Source organism: Variovorax sp. 160MFSha2.1 (genome assembly GCF_048305075.1).
GTDB lineage: Bacteria > Pseudomonadota > Gammaproteobacteria > Burkholderiales > Burkholderiaceae_C > Variovorax > Variovorax guangxiensis.
Genome location: NZ_CP157624.1, coordinates 2,221,545 through 2,236,789 on the forward strand (window position 1 = coordinate 2,221,545; position 15,245 = coordinate 2,236,789).

Below are 15,245 nucleotides of genomic sequence, written 5' to 3' on the forward strand. Positions count from 1 at the left end.
ACGTCAGGCGACTTTCATCAGGCTGTCCGGCGTGCCCAGGAGCATCTCGAAGTCCACGCGGCGCAGCGCGAGCCCGGCGCGCGCCTGCGCGCCGATGCGCACCAGCGCCACCTCGTGCCGGTTGGGCGCGGGGCTGACCTGCACGCTCACTTCCGACAGGCGCGGCTCGTAGCGCGAAACGGCCGTGCGCAGAAGCGCGGCCAACCTCTGCAGGTCGGCCGCGTTCTGCGAGCTGAACACGGAAAAGTCGGGAATGCCGTACTCCAGGACGGTGCCGCCGCCTTGCGCGTAGTCCTCCGCCGAAAGCGGCGAGCGCGTGTTGAAGAGCCGGCGCAGCTCACGGCCGATGGAGTCCTGCACGGACTCCATCGTCTCGAGATGCGCGGCCCCTCTCACGTGCTCGGACTGCGCGGACGCCAACCGGTCGAACAGGGGGGCGACGCCCCCTTTGACGAGTTCGGACACGGTGGTTGGCGCCCGGGGTCAGCGGCGCCTCATCAGGCCACCGCGACGTTCTTCGAGATGTCCCAGCCGAACGGTGCGACGCCTTCCTGGCCGCCTTCTTCCTTCTGCTTCGTGTAGTCGACCTTGATGGCCGCGTAGTTCAGGGAGATGCTTTCGGAAGGCAGGTCGCCGCCGCTGGAGACCGAGAAGCCGCTGAGGATCACGTCGGTCAGCGTCACCACCATCAGGGGCAGCAGGCCGCTCTTGTCCTCGCGCGGGAAGGTGATGACGGTGTCGCCCGCGAACACCTCGCCGCCGGCGAGCTTCTGCAGCAGCTGGGGCGTGGCCGAGTCGCTGATGCGCGTCACGGTGATCTCGGAGAAGCTGGGCTTGCCCGCGGTGCGTTCCTGGTTGGAGGTGCCCGAGGTCACGGCCAGGCCGGCGCCGAACTGGAAGCTCTGCACTTCCATTTCGTCCTTGTGGCCTTCGATCTGGGTCTGGCCGGTGACGCCCGGCATCTTGAGGTAGATAGGCATTTTCGAGAATTCTTTCTTTCAGTCGGTATGTCGACGTTGATTGAGACGGTGCGGTGCGATCAGGCGGCGGCTGCCGGCAGGTCGGCCACCAGGCGGATCGAGGCCGAGAGTTCCTCGAGCTGGAAGTGCGGCTTCAGGAAGGCGATGGCGCGGTACGAGCCCGGCTTGCCCGGCACCTCGGTCACGTCCACGCGGGCCTGGCTCAGCGGGTACTTGGCCTTCATGGCCTGCGGCGCCGAGGGGCTCACCAGCACGTAGTTCGCGACCCAGTTGTTCAGGTGCTTCTGCATGTCGGCCTGCGTCTGGAAGCTGCCGATCTTGTCGCGCACGATCACCTTCAGGTAGTGGGCGAAGCGCGATGCGGCCAGGATGTAGGGCAGGCGTGCCGACACTGCCGCGTTGGCATTGGCCGCGTCCTTGTCGTACACCTTGGGCCTGTTGACGGTCTGGCCGCCGAAGAAGGCGGCGGTGTTCGAGCCCTTGGAGTTGACGATGGCGATGAAGCCCAGGTCGCTCAGTTCCTTCTCGCGGCGGTCGGTGATGGTCACTTCCGTCGGCGGCTTCAGGGCGATGTCGCCTTCGTCCGTCTTGTAGGCGTGGGCCACCATGCCGTCGACCTTGCCGCCGCCTTCCACGCCGCGGATGGCCGTGGTCCAGCCGTACAGCGAGTGCGCCTGCGTGATGCGAAGGCCGAGCTGGTAGGCCGCGTTGGCCCACAGGTACTTGCCGTGGTCGGTGCCGTCCACGTCTTCCTCGTAGTTGAAGTTCTCCACGGGGATGGTCTTGGCGCCGTAGGGCAGGCGGGCCGCGTAGCTGGGCAGCACCAGCGACACATAGCGCGAATCTTCCGAATCGCGGAAGCCGCGCCACGAGGCGAGCTCGGCGCTCTCGAAGGTCTTGGACAGGTCGCGCGGAACGCCCAGTTCGGTGAACGACTTGAAGTCGAACAGGGCCGGGGCGGCGGCGGCGATGAAGGGCGCGTGCGCGGCGGCGGCCACGCGGGAGATGCGCTCCAGCAGGGCGATGTCCTGCGGATGGCGGCCGAAGTAGTAGTCGCCGATCAGCAGCGAGTAGGGGTGGCCGCCGTAGGTGCCGTATTCCTCCTCGTAGATCTTCTTGAAGAGCACGCTGGTGTCGTGGTCGACGGCGCCTTCCAGGTCCTTCAGCAGGTCCTTCTTGCTCACGTTGAGCAGGCGCAGCTTGAGGTTGCTGCCGGTCTCGGTGCCGAACACCATGTCGTGCAGGCCGCGCCAGGAGGCTTCGAGGGCCTGGAACTCGGGGGCGTGCAGGATCGCGTTGAGCTGGTCGGTCAGCAGGCGGTCGATCTCGGCGACGCGCTCGTTGATCAGCGTGACCACGCCCTTGTCGGGGCTGGTCTTCATGCCTTCGTCGAGGATCTGCGAAGCCAGCTGGCCGATCAGCTTCTTCGCGTAGGCGCCCTGCGAGGGCTCGGTCGTCATGTTGCCTTCGTAGACGATCTTGTCGAGCAGGCTCATATCACTGGTCGTGACGGTGGTTGCTGCTGCGCTGCCGGCTTCGGCGGCTTTGGATTTGTTGGCCATCTCTATCACCATTCATGAAGTGCCGGGCTGCGCCGCGAGGGGCAGCGGCCGGCGTGGTTGATCACGCTGCCGGTGCTTCGGCTTCGGGGGAGGTCTGGGCAGCGGCTTCCGCGGAAGCCGAAGCCGAGGCTTGTGCCGGTGCCACGTCGGCTTCCGCCTTGGCCTGGCTCTGGACCGTCTTGAGGTCTTCGCTGTTCTGAACCACGCGCTCGAGCAGGCCGTCGAGTTCGTCGTTGCCGTCGAGCTTGGCCAGCAGGTCGCGCAGCTGCTGACGCGCCTCGAGCAGCTTGGCCAGGCGTGGCACCTGGCTCACGATGGCTTCGGGATGGAAGTCGCCGAACTCCTTGAAGTTCAGTTCGATCTTCAGGTTGCCTTCGCCCTTCATGGTGTCGGGCACCGAGAGGTCCAGGCGCGGGGAGATGTTGCCCATCACGCCGTCGAAGTTGTCGCGGTCGATCTCGACGAAGCGGCGCTCCTTGAGCTTGGGCAGCGGCTGCGCGGGCTGGCCCGACAGGTCGGCCAGCAGGCCCACCACGAGCGGCAGCTCCTTCTTTTCGACTGCGTCACCGATCTCGACGTCATAGGTGATCTGGACGCGCGGAGGACGATTGCGTCCCACCCATTTTTGCAAGCTGTTCGACATTGTTCGCTCTCAGAAAAGGTTGAATTGACAAGAACACACGTTGGTGTCTTCGACGCTGCTGCGCCTTGTGGAAGCGCCCGCGCGGCCCGTTGCCGTTGCAGTCCCGGCATGCATTGAGACGAACGAAAGATACAAATCGAGATATCTGCTCACAATCCCCAGAATTGGGTAGGTACCCCATGACGCGGGTAGAACCGCGCGAGAAAGCAAGCCATCGATCCGTAGAAAATCGTGTAATTGAGCGTTTTGTCACGCAATTGACGCGCAAAAGGCCAGCGTGGTAACGCAGACGCGCGCGAGCAAGCGCCTCCGGTCACGCGGATGAGCAAGAAACGCGAAGCGGAGGATGGCCGCGAACCGGCCGGGTTACGCGGAAAAGAGGGCTATTTGTAACAGCCGATGGAGGGTGCCGAGGCGTGGCCGCGGGGCTCGCGCGCAGGGAAGACGCAGCCGCGTCTTCCTACAGTTCGATGAATGCCGAGGTGGCCTTGTTGAGTGCCAGCATGCCCTTGGCCGTGATCGATTCGACCTGGGCGAGCTGGCGGATCGCGCGCTCGTCGGGCGCACGCTCCGAAGGCGGGATGAATGCTGTCACCAACTCTGCCGCACGCAGCACGCGCAGCCTGTCGATGTCGGCCGGCGTGTGGATGACATATGGCAATTTCTGCTCGGCGATGACCCGAAGAAATTCCATGGACATGAGCCGTCTCCTTTTGGTTGAGGGCGTTTCGGACATTGTGCGCACAAACAATTAGCGTTGTCTAAACCCTGTCCCGTGCGTGCCTTTCCGCGCGTGTACCGAAGTGTTCCTTTCGCGAAGAGAAGGGGACGAAGGTGCCGGTTTGTTTCCGGCGACCTGCCGCAGGCCTGACCGGTGCGCAGGCTGGTCGATGCCTAGTTGATGGCCTGCACGGGCCACTCGGCGGTGTCCGGCATCACGATGTGCCAGCGCACCGGATCGATGCCTTCGAAGGTCGCGCGATAGCGCTCGGAAGTGCGGCCTTCGCCCGTCACGTCGCGGATCACGATGCTGTCGATGCGCCGAGGATGCGAGCGAAACGTTTGCGCGTAGATCTCGGGATCGGCTTCGCCCGAATCGCCCACCAGCACGAAGCGCCGCTGCGGAAATTCCGCGAGCAGCCGGCCGATCACGCCGAGCTTGTGCGCGCGCGAATCGTCGTCGCCCGGAATGAGCGTGCGCCACGTCGTGCTCTCGCGCAGGTGCATGCTGCCCTGCGGGAAGCCCGCGTTGCGGATGAAGTCCGACAGCGCCGGATACAGCTGTATGGGACTCGCCGAGAGATAGTGGAAGCGCGTGCCCGGCACCTTCGCCAGTGCGCGATACCAGCCCGCCATGCGAGGCGCCGCCTCGAAGCGGCGGGCGAAGGTGTTGAGCAGCATCTCGCGCCGCTCGCGCACCTGCGTGCGCTTGATGGTGTCGTCGATGTCCGAGATGACCGACACACCCTGCTCGGGCACCACGAGCGCGTGCCCCCTGAAGCGGTGCAGCAACTCGCCCGGACCGGTCACGCCGTGGAACTGCACCCACTCCTGCGGCGAGGGCGAAGTCGGCAGCAGCGGTGCGCGCGGCGTGTCGATCACGACGCGCAGGTTGCAGCGGCCATCCTTGCCCGATGGCGGCATCGTCACGCGCGTGCGCCCGCCTTCGAAATCGACGTCGATCACCTTGCCTTCCTCCGACTCCGCGTGGAAGAGCGCGGTGCGCTGGTTGAAGCGCAGGCGCGCCGCGGGCGAGAGCTTCTTCAGGCTGAGGCCCAGGTAGCGCGCGAAGGCCGCGTTGAGGCCCCAGCGGTTCTCGCGCTCGAAGATCCATGCATGGATGTCGACCTCGATGCGGCCATCGGTGGTGGGGCGCGCCGTGCCGGTCATGAAGAGCGCTTCCTCGTCGGGCTCCAGTGGCTCGGCCGCCTGCACAGCTCGCGTCGGCGCGAGGCCCGCGAGAAGGACCGCGCCGGCGATCACCGAGCGGCGTCGCAAGCCGGGCGGAAGTGGCCGGTGCGCAACGCCTTCGCTCATGCCTGTTCGTCTATTTGTTCGCCGCGGCAGCGATGCGCTCGTAGGTCACGAAGCTGAAGCCCAGTCCGTCCTTGGCCGAGACATGCGATTCGCGCTGCGTCTCGCGCCAGGAGGCGGCATCGAGCTCGGGGGCGTATGCGTCGCCTTCGTACTCGCGGGCAACCTCCGTCACCACAGCGCGCTGCGCGAGCGGCGCGGCCTCTGCGTAGATCTGCGCGCCGCCGATGACCCAGGCGGTATCGACCTCGGGCTGTTCGCAAAGAGCGAGCGCCTCCTGCAGGCTGCCCGCGCGCTGCGCACCCTCGGCCTGCCAGTCGGCCTGCCGCGTGACAACGATGTTGCGCCGGCCCGGCAGCGGTCGGAAGCGCGGCGGCAGCGAGTCCCAGGTCTTGCGGCCCATGATCACCGGTGCGCCTGCGGTCTGCTGCTTGAAGTGCGCCATGTCCTCCGGGATGTGCCAGGGAATGGTGTTGTTCAAGCCGATCACGCCGTTGGCGGCGCGGGCGAAGATGATGTTGATGCGGGGCTTGCTCATACCGCCACAGGTGCCTTGATCGCCTCGTGATGCCGGTAGTCGAGCACTTCGAAGTCCTCGTACTGGTAGTCGAAGATCGACGCCGGCTTGCGCTTGATGTTCAGCGTGGGGTAGGGGTAGGGCGTGCGGCTGAGCTGCAACGCCACCTGTTCGGCGTGGTTGCTGTAGATGTGGCAGTCGCCGCCGGTCCAGATGAAGTCGCCCACGTCGAGGTCGCACTGCTGCGCGATCATGTGCGTGAGCAGCGCATAGCTCGCGATGTTGAAGGGCACGCCCAGGAAGATGTCGGCGCTGCGCTGGTAGAGCTGGCAGCTGAGCTTTCCGCGTTCGCCCTCGGCCTGCGGCGGCGCCACGTAGAACTGGAAGAAGGCATGGCAGGGCATGAGCGCCATCTTCGAGAGCTCTGCCACGTTCCATGCGCTCACGATGATGCGGCGCGAGTCGGGGTTGGTCTTCAGCGTCTTGACGACTTCGGAAATCTGGTCGATGTGGCCGCCATCGGGCGTGGGCCAGCTGCGCCACTGCACGCCGTAAACGGGGCCGAGGTCGCCGTCCTCGCGCGCCCACTCGTCCCAGATGGTGACGCCGCGCTCCTTGAGCCAGTTGTTGTTGCTGGAACCGGTGAGGAACCACAGCAGCTCCTGGATGATGGACTTCAGGTGCACCTTCTTGGTGGTCACCAGCGGGAAGCCCTCGTTCAGGTCGAAGCGCATCTGGTGGCCGAACACGCTCCTGGTGCCCGTGCCCGTGCGGTCGCTCTTGAAGACGCCATGGGTGTCGACGTGGCGCATGAAATCTTCGTACTGGGAGCGGACGGGGCGGGCGGGCGTGGAGGTCATGGACGAAAGGCTTCCGGGGGATCTGGCGGGAGGCTTCGAATTTTAAGTGCCCGGGCGTAGCATCGCCCGGATGAGCTCCGACCACCCCCACGACGACAGCGGTCACGACCACGGCCACCACCACGGCCATGACCACGATCAGGAACACAGCGAACTCGGCGAGATGGACCTGCGCGTGCGCGCGCTCGAGAGCGTGCTCTCGCAGAAGGGCTACATCGACCCGGCCGCGCTCGACGTGCTGATCGACACCTACCAGACCCGCATCGGCCCGCGCAACGGCGCGAGGGTCGTGGCGCGGGCCTGGGTCGATCCGGCCTTCCGGCAGTGGCTGCTGTCCGATGCCACAGCGGCAATAGCCTCGCTGGGCTACACCGGCCGCCAGGGCGAGCACATGGTGGCGGTGGAGAACACCGACGACACGCACCACATGGTGGTTTGCACGCTGTGCAGCTGCTACCCCTGGCCCGTGCTGGGCCTGCCGCCCACCTGGTACAAGAGCGCACCGTACCGTTCCCGCGCGGTGAAGGACCCGCGCGGCGTGCTCGCCGACTTCGGCGTGACCCTGCCCGAGACCACGCGCATCCGCGTGTGGGATTCGACCGCCGAGGTGCGCTACCTCGTCATCCCCCAGCGGCCCGCCGGCACCGAGGGCCTGAGCGAAGAGCAACTCGCCGATCTGGTCTCGCGCGATTCGATGATCGGCACGCGGCTGGCCGGTGCGCCGGCCGAAGCAGGGAGTGCCGCATGAGCTACGCGACGAAGGCCGACCTGGGCGGCCAGCCGGGCTTCGGCAAGGTGGTGCCCGAGGCTGAAGGCGAACTCTTCCACGCCGCCTGGGAGCCGCGCGCGCTGGCGCTGGTGCTGGCCATGGGCGCGACAGGTTCCTGGAACATCGATGCAAGCCGCTCCGTGCGCGAGACGCTGCCCGACTACGGCGAGTTGAGCTACTACCGGATCTGGCTTGGCGCGCTGGAGCAGCTGATGCTGCAGCGCGGCCAGATCTTTCCCGACGAGATTGCGAGCGGTGAGATGAGCCATCCGGCCGCGCCCGTGGCCCGCGTGCTGCGCGCGGCCGACGTGCCGGCGGTGCTGGCCAAGGGCTCGCCCGCGCAGCGGCCGGCACCTGCGCCGGCACGCTTCGCCGCGGGCCAGGAGGTGCGCATGCGTCTCGGCAAGGTCGAGCATCACACGCGGCTGCCGGCCTATGTGCAGGGCAGGCGCGGCACCATCGTCCAGGTACACGGCGCGCACGTGTTCGCCGACACCAACGCGCAAGGGCTCGGCGAGCAGCCGCAGTGGCTCTACACGGTGGAGTTCGACGAGGCCGAACTGTGGGGCGAAGATGCGCCGCGCCAGAACCTCTCGGTGTCGGTCGATGCGTGGGAAAGCTATCTGGAGGCCGCTGCATGAGCGGCGAACGCATGCCCCTCGCGCCCGGCATGCCGCGCGATGCGCACGGGCCCGTGTTCAGCGCGCCCTGGGAGGCCCAGGCCTTCGCGATGACGCTGGCGCTGCACGAGCGCGGCCTCTTCACATGGCCCGAATGGGCCGAGGCGCTGGCCGCGCAGATCTCCGAAGCCCAGGCCGCGGGCGACCCCGACAACGGCCAGACCTACTACCTGCACTGGCTCGCCGCGCTAGAGAAGCTCGTGGCCAGCAAGGGCGCCAGCTCGGGCGACGAACTGGCCCGCTACCGGCATGCCTGGGAGCACGCGGCGGGCCGCACGCCGCATGGTCAGCCGATCGAACTGCGCGGGGAAGACTTTCCCGGCTGAACTGTCTGTAGAGTGCGGGCGGCAAGGCGGGTGCGAGCCCGCCTTGCCTTTCCCGAACTTCCTTCAACAGAACGGACAACATGACGACTCACCCGCGCCATCCCGCATCGGCTTCTTCCGCTTCTTCGGCTTCTTCGGCCATGAAGTTCCCGGCACCCGCGCGCCGCCGCATGCTCGCCATCGCCCAGGGCACCGCGCTCGCATGCGCGCTCTTCGCCGGCAGCGCCATTGCGCAGAAGGCCCACCAGGGCGTGCTCGACGCGGCCACCCAGAGCAAGGATGGCGCGCTCAAGATGCTGGAGACCATGGTCAACATCGATTCGGGTTCGGCCGACACGGCGGGCCTGGCCAAGGTGCGCGAGCTGGCGGTGGAAGAGCTGCGCAAGCTCGGCGCGCGCATCGAGACCTTTCCGGCCGATCCGCATCCCGGCACCAACGTGGTGGCCACGCTGACGGGGCAGGGCAAGAAGAAGATCCTGATCCTGGCGCACATGGACACCGTCTTCAAGGAAGGCACGGCCGCGGCCAAGCCCTTCTACATCAAGGACGGCCGCGCCTACGGCCCCGGCGTGATGGACGACAAGGGCGGCGTGGTGGCCGGCCTGTACGCGCTGAAGATCCTGCAGCAGATCGGCTTCAAGGACTATGGGCAGATCACCTTCCTGCTCGACACCAACGAGGAGACCGGCTCCGTGGGCACCAGCGCGCTCATCGAGCGCGTGGCGAAGCAGCACGACGTGGCGCTGAACCTGGAGCCGGGCCGCCCGGCCGACGGCCTCGTGGTCGAGCGCAAGGGCTCGGCCACCGCGCTCGTCGAGGTGAAGGGGCTGGCGGCCCACGCGGGCGTGGCGCCCGAGGCCGGCCGCAACGCGGCGATGGAAGTGGCGCACCAGGTGCTGCAGCTGTCGAAGACGGCCGACGCGGCGAAGAAGACCACGGTCAACTTCACGGTGCTCACCGCCAACGGCCCGACCAACGTGATTCCCGCGACCGCGAGCGCCAAGGGTGACGTGCGCGCCGCCACGCCGGAGGAGCTCGATCGCGTCGAGAAGGACCTGGTGCGCATCTCGCAGAACAAGCTGATTCCCGAGACCGAGGTGCGCGTGCGCCTGATCCGCGGCCTGCCGCCGATGCCGCGCTCGCCCGCTTCCGACAAGCTGGTGAACATGGCCGAAGGCATCTACGCCGAGATCGGCAAGAAGCTCACCATCGAGAGCAGCGGAGGCGCGGCCGATGCGAGCCTGGTGGCGGGCGTCGGAGTGCCGGTGCTCGACGGCTTCGGCATCGTGGGCGGCGGCATCCACACGCCGGAGGAGTACGCGGAAGTCGAGAGCGTGGTGCCGCGGCTTTATCTGCTCTCGCGCATGCTGATGGACCTGTCCACCGGCAACTGAGTGCAATCGAAAGGGGCGCGCGGGCTTCCAGCTCAGCCGCGCTTCGGAATGCCCAGCCCCGCCACCACGGCGGGGCGCGCCACGAAGGTTTCGAGCGCGCGCGCGACGTTCGGGAAGTCCTTGAAGCCGACGAGGTCGCCCGCTTCGTAGAAGCCGATCAGGTTGCGGATCCACGGGAAGGTGGCGATGTCGGCGATGGTGTAGTCACTGCCCATGATCCATGCGCGGCCGGCCAGGCGCTTGTCGAGCACGCCCAGCAGGCGCTTCGACTCGTTCACGTAACGGTCGCGCGGACGCTTGTCTTCATAGTCCTTGCCGGCGAACTTGTTGAAGAAGCCGAGCTGGCCGAACATCGGGCCGATGCCGCCCATCTGGAACATCACCCACTGCAGGGTCTCGTAGCGGCCGGCGGCATCCTGCGGGATGAACTTGCCGGTCTTCTCGGCCAGGTACATCAGGATCGCGCCCGACTCGAACAGCGCCAGCGGCTTGCCGCCGGGACCATCGGGGTCGAGGATGGCCGGGATCTTGTTGTTCGGGTTGAGCGACAGGAACTCCGGCGACATCTGGTCGCCGGTCTCGAAGCTCACCAGGTGCGGCTCGTAGGGCAGGCCGGTTTCCTCCAGCATGATCGACACCTTCACGCCGTTGGGCGTGGGCAGCGAGTACAGCTGCAGTCGCTCGGGGTGCTGCGCGGGCCACTTCTTCGTGATGGGGAAGCTCGAGAGATCGGTCATGAAAGGGTCCTTGGGGGAGAAGACTGCAAGCGCGGGATTCTGCCCGGGCCTGTGGCCGGGCGTGCGCGTGCGGTCTTGTCCTGCCGTCGGCCCTTGCGTGTCCTCGGATCAGATGCCGAGCCAGTTCATCAGCGAAACCTCGACATCGGCCGAGGGCTTGACGAAGCCCACGTAGCTCGATGCCGCCAGCGCGCGCTTGCCGGCGTCGGTCTGCGCCAGGCCCAGCAATGCGTCGCGCGCCGTGTTCACCGTGGCCGCGTCGAGCTTGCTGGAAGCCAGCCATTGCTTGATCGGCACCGCGCGCGATTCCGCGCAGATCTTGCCGCCGCCGTCCTTCCAGGTCTTGATCACGCCCGAAGCCGCGGTGGCGCCATAGGCCGCAAAGCCGTTCTGCACATAGAAGGGCACGGCCTCCTGGAAGCGCGTGTTCGTCACCTTCACCGCAGCCGGCCCCTGCAGGCCCTGCTCGCGCAGCATGGCGCGCGTGATCACCGAGGTGATGGAGTCGGCGTCGGGCATCACCAGCTGCTTGCCGGCCACGCTCTTCCAGTCGGAGATCGGCTGCTGCTCCTTGCACAGGAACGACACCTTGTAGTCGGTGTAGCCGGTGGTCCAAGCGAAGGCCTTGTACTGCCCGCCCTTGATGGCGCCGAGCGCCACGTGCGAGGGATGCACGAAGGCCAGGTCGACCTGCTGCTGCTTCAGCGCCTCGCGCGCCCCGTTGTACGAATTGAGCACCTTGACCGTCACCGGCTGCTTCAGCGCCTTGGAGAGCACCTCGGCGATAGGTTCGAAACGCGCCGTGACCTGCGCGTCGGACACGTCGTAGCTCACGCCCTCGCTGACGCCGATCACGAAGGCATGCGCCGAGGCGCCGGCCGCGACAAGCGCGCCCGCAGCGAGGCGAGCGACGAGGCGAAGCGAGGGATGAAGGGGCAGGCGTTGCATGGCGAGTGGCTTTCTTCGGAGGGTGGTAGTGAATTTTGTAACTAAATTATTACATTGATCCAGTCTGGTGCAACAGCCCCACGTATCCCATGGCACGCCGATGGCGGCAGATAGTAGGTTCGTGCTACGGCTTGCGCATTGACGCCGGTCAACGGGTGCACCCCTCGGGAGGCTGCCCGCCCGCCGTCTATCGGAGGCGGAATACAAGGCGCGCCAGCTTTGTCCGACGCGACCGGAGCCCGGGGCCACGCAGACTCCTGCCGTCATCAACCGGAGGAACAAGAGATGAGAAGCCGCAGTCGACGAGGCCACCAGCAGCCACAGCCGCAACCCCAGCCCCAACCCTTGCGGGGAGAGCTATGGCTCGTGTTCGCCATGGCGGTGCTGATAGCAACCATTGCCCTCCTGCACCTGGCCGTGGAACGCGAGCGCGCCGGGGGCAGCTTCCAGTTCGACCTCCAGCAACTGATGTCCGAGGCGCCCGTCAAGAGCCCGGTGACGACGATGAGCCTGCAACAGGAAATGCGTTGACGCCGGCGGAAAAAGCCCCGTACGGGAGGGACCTCAGGCCGGATGCCCCCCGACCGGATGCGACGCCACCTGGTAGTTGTTGCGGCCCGCGCCCTTGGCCTGGTAGAGCATCTCGTCGGCCTGCCTGACGAGCGCGGCGGCCGTCGCGTCGCCGCCCTGGTAGAAGGCCACGCCGATGCTCGTCCTCACGAGGATCGTGCGCTCCTCCAGATCGAACGGCTGCTGCATGGCGTCGATCAGCCCGGAGGCCACCGAGATCGCGGCATCCGCGCCGGGCAGTCCTTCCATGATCACCGTGAACTCGTCGCCGCCCAGGCGCGCGCGGACGTCGCCGGAGCGCAGCGCCTGCGACAGCCTGCCCGCGAAGCCGCGCAGCAGCTCGTCTCCCACCTGGTGCCCGAACTGGTCGTTGATCTTCTTGAATCCGTCGATGTCCAGGTACATCAGCGCCATCAGCGCGCCGGCACCCCGGGCGCGCTCCATCGCTTCGTCCAGGCGCGCCTCGAAGCCCGAGCGATTGGCGAGGCCGGTCAGGGGATCGACCTGCGCGAGAGTCACGAGGCGCTTCTCCTCGAGTTTCTGCCGCGTGATGTCGGTGATCACGGCATGGAAGCCGACGATGGTCTCGTCGTTGACCGCGGGCTGCGGGATGTACTGGGCCTCGTAGCAGTAGTAGCTGTCGCTCCTGGCGACCTCGCTCTGGAAGGTGACGGTTTCGCCGGCCAGTGCCGCGCGGATGTGCGGCTGCAGGGCCAGGTAGTCGGGCTCGCCCAGCAGCTCCTGCACGGTGTGCCCCTGGATCTGCTCGCGCGAGAGCCCGAAGCCGCGCTCGTAGGCCAGGTTGTTGAACCGGTAGCGCTCCTCCGCGTCGATGTAGGCCACGCGCATCGGCAGCGCATCGGCCACGGTGCGCAGGCGTGCCTCGCTTTCCTGCAGCGCCTCTTCCGCCTCGTGGTGCGCGGTGATGTCGCTGTCCAGCGTGTAGAGGCCGATCACCTCGCCGTGCTCGTCGCGCTCCGGCACCACCGTGGCCTGGACGTCGCGGCGTCCGCCGGGCGTCTTCAGCCTGCGCTCGTAGGTGACCTGCCTGCCGGCCAGAGCCGCACGCAGGTGCGGCTCCATCTCGGCCCATGCCTCCTCGCCGTAGAACTTCCACAGGCCCATGCCCAGCAATTGCTCGGTGGGGATGCCGAACCAGTCCTGGTGGGCCTTGTTGACGAAGCGGAACCGCAGGTCGCGATCGAGGTAGGAGATCAGCGCCGGCAGGTGGTCCGTCACCATGCGCAGGCGATGCTCGCTGTCGCGCAGCGCCCGTTCCGCGGCCTTGGCCGCGGATATGTCGCGCATCAGTCCGGAGAAGTACTCCACCTTGCCGTGCTTGTCGCGATGCGCGATCACCATGTGGCTCGCCGGGAACGCCTCGCGCCTGGCGTCCCACACCATCGACTCGCCCACCCAGATGCCCGCGCGCACGGCGGTGGGCACGATCTCCGTGGCGAGCCTTTCCATGGTCTCCGGCGGATTGAAGTCGGCCACGCTGAACTGCTCGATCGGCGCGTCGAGCGCCAGGCCCGTGCGCAGCCGCGCCGCCGGATTCATGTAGATGAGCCGCCCCTTCGCGTCCAGCTGGACGATGTAGTCGGTCGTCATGTCGAAGATGGCGGTCAGCGTGCGCAGCGCCTGCTCGGCCCGGGTGCGCTCGGTGATGTCGGTCACCGTGCCCACATGGCCGAGCACGCGGCCGTCCGCCGCGAGCACCGGCCGGCTCCTCAGCGCAACCAGCACGCGGGTGCCGTCCCTGCGATGGAGCCGGCGCGTGACCGCCACCGGCGTGGCCGTGTTGGCAAGGTGCGCCCACTCCTGGCGAACCGTCTCGCGGATCTCCTCGCGCACCAGCGTGAGCCAGCCCGCCGCCGCATCCTTGCGCGCGAGGCCGTGGATCGCCAGGTACTCGTCGTTCACGTAGGTCATGCGGCCTTCGCTGTCGCAGCGGAAGAGGCCCACCGGCGAAGCGTCGGTGACCGCGGCCATCTCGAGCCGCTGCTCGCGCAGCTCGGCCATCAGCGCGTCGAACTCGCGCGCGAGGTCTCCGCGCTCGTCGTTGGCGACGACATCGAGGCCGACCTGGCTGTCGGGCGAGCGGCGCAGGGTGCGGATCGCGCCGCTCAGCGCCTCCAGGGGGCGCATCACCCATGTAGTGCCCACCCAGACCAGGAGCGCGCAGCCCAGGCCGAGCCAGAGCAGCTGCAGCAGCAGGTTGCGCCGTACCTGTTCCAGCGGCGCGTAGGCGATGGCGGCGGGCACGACCAGGCGCAGCTCCCAGCCGGCGGCGGGAATGAGTGCATGAGTGGCCACGTCCTTGCCGATGCCGTCGCCGGAGGCGAGGGCGCTCGCGGGCTTGAGCAGCAGGTTCGCATCGGGGTGCATGACGATCTGCGGGGAGGGGCCACGCGTGACGATCACGTAGTGGCCGCCCCGGCCGACGGTGGCGCGGCTGAGATCGCCGAGCACGTTGGCGCGCTGCAGGTTCAGCGCCGCGCCCAGCACGCCGGCGAGGCGCCCGTCCGTTCCGTCCACGGGCACGGCCATGATGACCGCCGGCTGCCGCGCGCTCCTGGTGAGAAGGGGCGCCGAGATCGTGGGCTGGCCCGTGTCGCGCACGCGGCGGAAGTAGTCGCGGTCGGCAATGCTCGAAGGCCGCTCGGTGGGAGGGTTGATCGCCACGATGGCGCCGTCGGGCGTGGCCAGCGCGGCGTTGTCGAACATCGTGCGCAGGTCCTGGTCCCTGAGAAAGCGCTGCTGAGCCGCGGGGTCCGCGAAGCCCTGCGCGCCGAGTTCGCGGGCCGCGCGCGCCAGGGCCGACAGATGGATGCCGAGCTTGTAGTCGAGGTCGGCCGCGGCGCTGTCGGTCAGCGCCTGCTGCTGCTCGCGCATCAGTTCGATGTACTCGCTGGACAGGCTGCGGTATTGCCACCCGCCCGTCACGCCGACCAGCACGAGCACCAGTGACGTGATCAGCAGTGCCGTCTTCGTTCTCAGCTTGAGCCGCACTCGCTTTCCTCCGCCACCACGGGGTGGCCGTGACTGCATGAGTCGATGATAGCAACGGGGTTTTTCGCTCGACCGCACGAGCAATGCCCTTGCGCCTGTAGGCATGGCGCTGAGGCGCAACGGTTCCTTTCGCCCGCGATGGACAATGAATCGGGCGCGGATGCCCCTGTGCGAAGGCCATCGTTAGGTCGAAGGTACAGGTGTCATCGCGAC

At 67.4% G+C, this 15,245-nt stretch carries 16 protein-coding genes; 5 read left to right on the top strand and 11 right to left on the bottom strand.

Features of this window, described 5'->3' with window-relative positions:
- Nucleotides 1-3: 3 nt before the first annotated feature.
- The 8 genes from tssE to ABL838_RS09850 all read right to left on the bottom strand — a co-directional run bounded on the left by tssE (nt 4) and on the right by ABL838_RS09850 (nt 6,596).
- Nucleotides 4-465 carry a type VI secretion system baseplate subunit TssE gene (gene tssE / locus ABL838_RS09815; RefSeq protein WP_418125188.1) on the bottom strand — a complete coding sequence of 154 codons (462 nt, stop codon included), beginning with the start codon at nt 463-465 and terminating at the stop codon, nt 4-6.
- A gap of 32 nt (nt 466-497) precedes the next feature.
- Entirely contained in the window at nt 498-980 is a 483-nt protein-coding gene (locus tag ABL838_RS09820) for an Hcp family type VI secretion system effector (RefSeq protein ID WP_126024616.1), read from the bottom strand.
- A 59-nt stretch (nt 981-1,039) separates the two neighbouring features.
- On the bottom strand, nt 1,040-2,542 hold the full coding sequence (gene tssC / locus ABL838_RS09825; protein ID WP_126024617.1) for a type VI secretion system contractile sheath large subunit: 1,503 nt from the start codon (nt 2,540-2,542) through the stop codon (nt 1,040-1,042).
- Between the two features lie 61 nt (nt 2,543-2,603).
- A complete protein-coding gene (tssB, locus tag ABL838_RS09830) occupies nt 2,604-3,185 on the bottom strand; it encodes a type VI secretion system contractile sheath small subunit (protein WP_369658897.1) in 582 nt (193 codons plus the stop codon).
- A 460-nt stretch (nt 3,186-3,645) separates the two neighbouring features.
- Nucleotides 3,646-3,885 carry a hypothetical protein gene (locus ABL838_RS09835; protein WP_126024619.1) on the bottom strand — a complete coding sequence of 80 codons (240 nt, stop codon included), beginning with the start codon at nt 3,883-3,885 and terminating at the stop codon, nt 3,646-3,648.
- Nucleotides 3,886-4,079: 194 nt separating this feature from the next.
- Nucleotides 4,080-5,222 carry a phosphatidate phosphatase App1 family protein gene (locus ABL838_RS09840; RefSeq protein ID WP_418125189.1) on the bottom strand — a complete coding sequence of 381 codons (1,143 nt, stop codon included), beginning with the start codon at nt 5,220-5,222 and terminating at the stop codon, nt 4,080-4,082.
- A gap of 10 nt (nt 5,223-5,232) precedes the next feature.
- On the bottom strand, nt 5,233-5,757 hold the full coding sequence (locus tag ABL838_RS09845; RefSeq protein WP_126024621.1) for a dihydrofolate reductase: 525 nt from the start codon (nt 5,755-5,757) through the stop codon (nt 5,233-5,235).
- Nucleotides 5,754-6,596, bottom strand: a complete 843-nt coding sequence (locus ABL838_RS09850; RefSeq protein WP_126024622.1) for a thymidylate synthase — start codon at nt 6,594-6,596, stop codon at nt 5,754-5,756. The genes ABL838_RS09845 and ABL838_RS09850 overlap by 4 nt, the downstream gene beginning before the upstream one ends.
- Before the next feature lie 70 nt (nt 6,597-6,666).
- Here ABL838_RS09850 and nthA point away from each other — a divergent pair, with 70 nt between their 5' ends.
- From nthA to ABL838_RS09870, 4 genes are all read left to right on the top strand, one after another.
- Nucleotides 6,667-7,344, top strand: coding sequence for a nitrile hydratase subunit alpha (gene nthA, locus ABL838_RS09855; RefSeq protein WP_418125190.1), 678 nt, complete (start codon nt 6,667-6,669; stop codon nt 7,342-7,344).
- On the top strand, nt 7,341-8,006 hold the full coding sequence (nthB, locus tag ABL838_RS09860) for a nitrile hydratase subunit beta (RefSeq protein ID WP_418125191.1): 666 nt from the start codon (nt 7,341-7,343) through the stop codon (nt 8,004-8,006). The genes nthA and nthB overlap by 4 nt, the downstream gene beginning before the upstream one ends.
- Complete coding sequence (locus tag ABL838_RS09865; protein ID WP_369658891.1) at nt 8,003-8,371, top strand: nitrile hydratase accessory protein; 369 nt, start codon at nt 8,003-8,005, stop codon at nt 8,369-8,371. The genes nthB and ABL838_RS09865 overlap by 4 nt, the downstream gene beginning before the upstream one ends.
- A 170-nt stretch (nt 8,372-8,541) precedes the next feature.
- Entirely contained in the window at nt 8,542-9,765 is a 1,224-nt protein-coding gene (locus tag ABL838_RS09870; protein ID WP_221297455.1) for a glutamate carboxypeptidase, read from the top strand.
- Nucleotides 9,766-9,797: 32 nt separating this feature from the next.
- Here ABL838_RS09870 and ABL838_RS09875 read toward each other — a convergent pair whose 3' ends face one another.
- Both ABL838_RS09875 and ABL838_RS09880 read right to left on the bottom strand, forming a co-directional pair.
- On the bottom strand, nt 9,798-10,502 hold the full coding sequence (locus tag ABL838_RS09875) for a glutathione S-transferase N-terminal domain-containing protein (protein ID WP_418125192.1): 705 nt from the start codon (nt 10,500-10,502) through the stop codon (nt 9,798-9,800).
- A 108-nt stretch (nt 10,503-10,610) separates the two neighbouring features.
- Nucleotides 10,611-11,450 (bottom strand): phosphate/phosphite/phosphonate ABC transporter substrate-binding protein, encoded by an 840-nt coding sequence (locus ABL838_RS09880; protein WP_418125193.1) that lies wholly within the window; start codon nt 11,448-11,450, stop codon nt 10,611-10,613.
- A gap of 345 nt (nt 11,451-11,795) precedes the next feature.
- On the opposite strand from ABL838_RS09880, the gene ABL838_RS09885 reads away from it, so the two are divergent.
- A complete protein-coding gene (locus tag ABL838_RS09885; protein WP_126024628.1) occupies nt 11,796-11,981 on the top strand; it encodes a hypothetical protein in 186 nt (61 codons plus the stop codon).
- A gap of 33 nt (nt 11,982-12,014) precedes the next feature.
- On the opposite strand, the gene ABL838_RS09890 is transcribed toward ABL838_RS09885, so the two are convergent.
- Entirely contained in the window at nt 12,015-15,032 is a 3,018-nt protein-coding gene (locus tag ABL838_RS09890; protein ID WP_418125194.1) for a PAS domain-containing protein, read from the bottom strand.
- Between the last annotated feature and the right edge of the window lie 213 nt (nt 15,033-15,245).

Coding starts and splice junctions, on each gene's coding strand:
- tssB (WP_369658897.1), bottom strand. CDS start 3,185: ATGTCGAACAGCTTGCAAAAATGGGTGGGACGCAATCGTCCTCCGCGC.
- ABL838_RS09840 (WP_418125189.1), bottom strand. CDS start 5,222: ATGAGCGAAGGCGTTGCGCACCGGCCACTTCCGCCCGGCTTGCGACGC.
- ABL838_RS09850 (WP_126024622.1), bottom strand. CDS start 6,596: ATGACCTCCACGCCCGCCCGCCCCGTCCGCTCCCAGTACGAAGATTTC.
- ABL838_RS09820 (WP_126024616.1), bottom strand. CDS start 980: ATGCCTATCTACCTCAAGATGCCGGGCGTCACCGGCCAGACCCAGATC.
- nthB (WP_418125191.1), top strand. CDS start 7,341: ATGAGCTACGCGACGAAGGCCGACCTGGGCGGCCAGCCGGGCTTCGGC.
- ABL838_RS09865 (WP_369658891.1), top strand. CDS start 8,003: ATGAGCGGCGAACGCATGCCCCTCGCGCCCGGCATGCCGCGCGATGCG.
- nthA (WP_418125190.1), top strand. CDS start 6,667: ATGAGCTCCGACCACCCCCACGACGACAGCGGTCACGACCACGGCCAC.
- ABL838_RS09835 (WP_126024619.1), bottom strand. CDS start 3,885: ATGTCCATGGAATTTCTTCGGGTCATCGCCGAGCAGAAATTGCCATAT.
- tssC (WP_126024617.1), bottom strand. CDS start 2,542: ATGGCCAACAAATCCAAAGCCGCCGAAGCCGGCAGCGCAGCAGCAACC.
- ABL838_RS09875 (WP_418125192.1), bottom strand. CDS start 10,502: ATGACCGATCTCTCGAGCTTCCCCATCACGAAGAAGTGGCCCGCGCAG.
- ABL838_RS09870 (WP_221297455.1), top strand. CDS start 8,542: ATGCTCGCCATCGCCCAGGGCACCGCGCTCGCATGCGCGCTCTTCGCC.
- ABL838_RS09880 (WP_418125193.1), bottom strand. CDS start 11,450: ATGCAACGCCTGCCCCTTCATCCCTCGCTTCGCCTCGTCGCTCGCCTC.
- ABL838_RS09845 (WP_126024621.1), bottom strand. CDS start 5,757: ATGAGCAAGCCCCGCATCAACATCATCTTCGCCCGCGCCGCCAACGGC.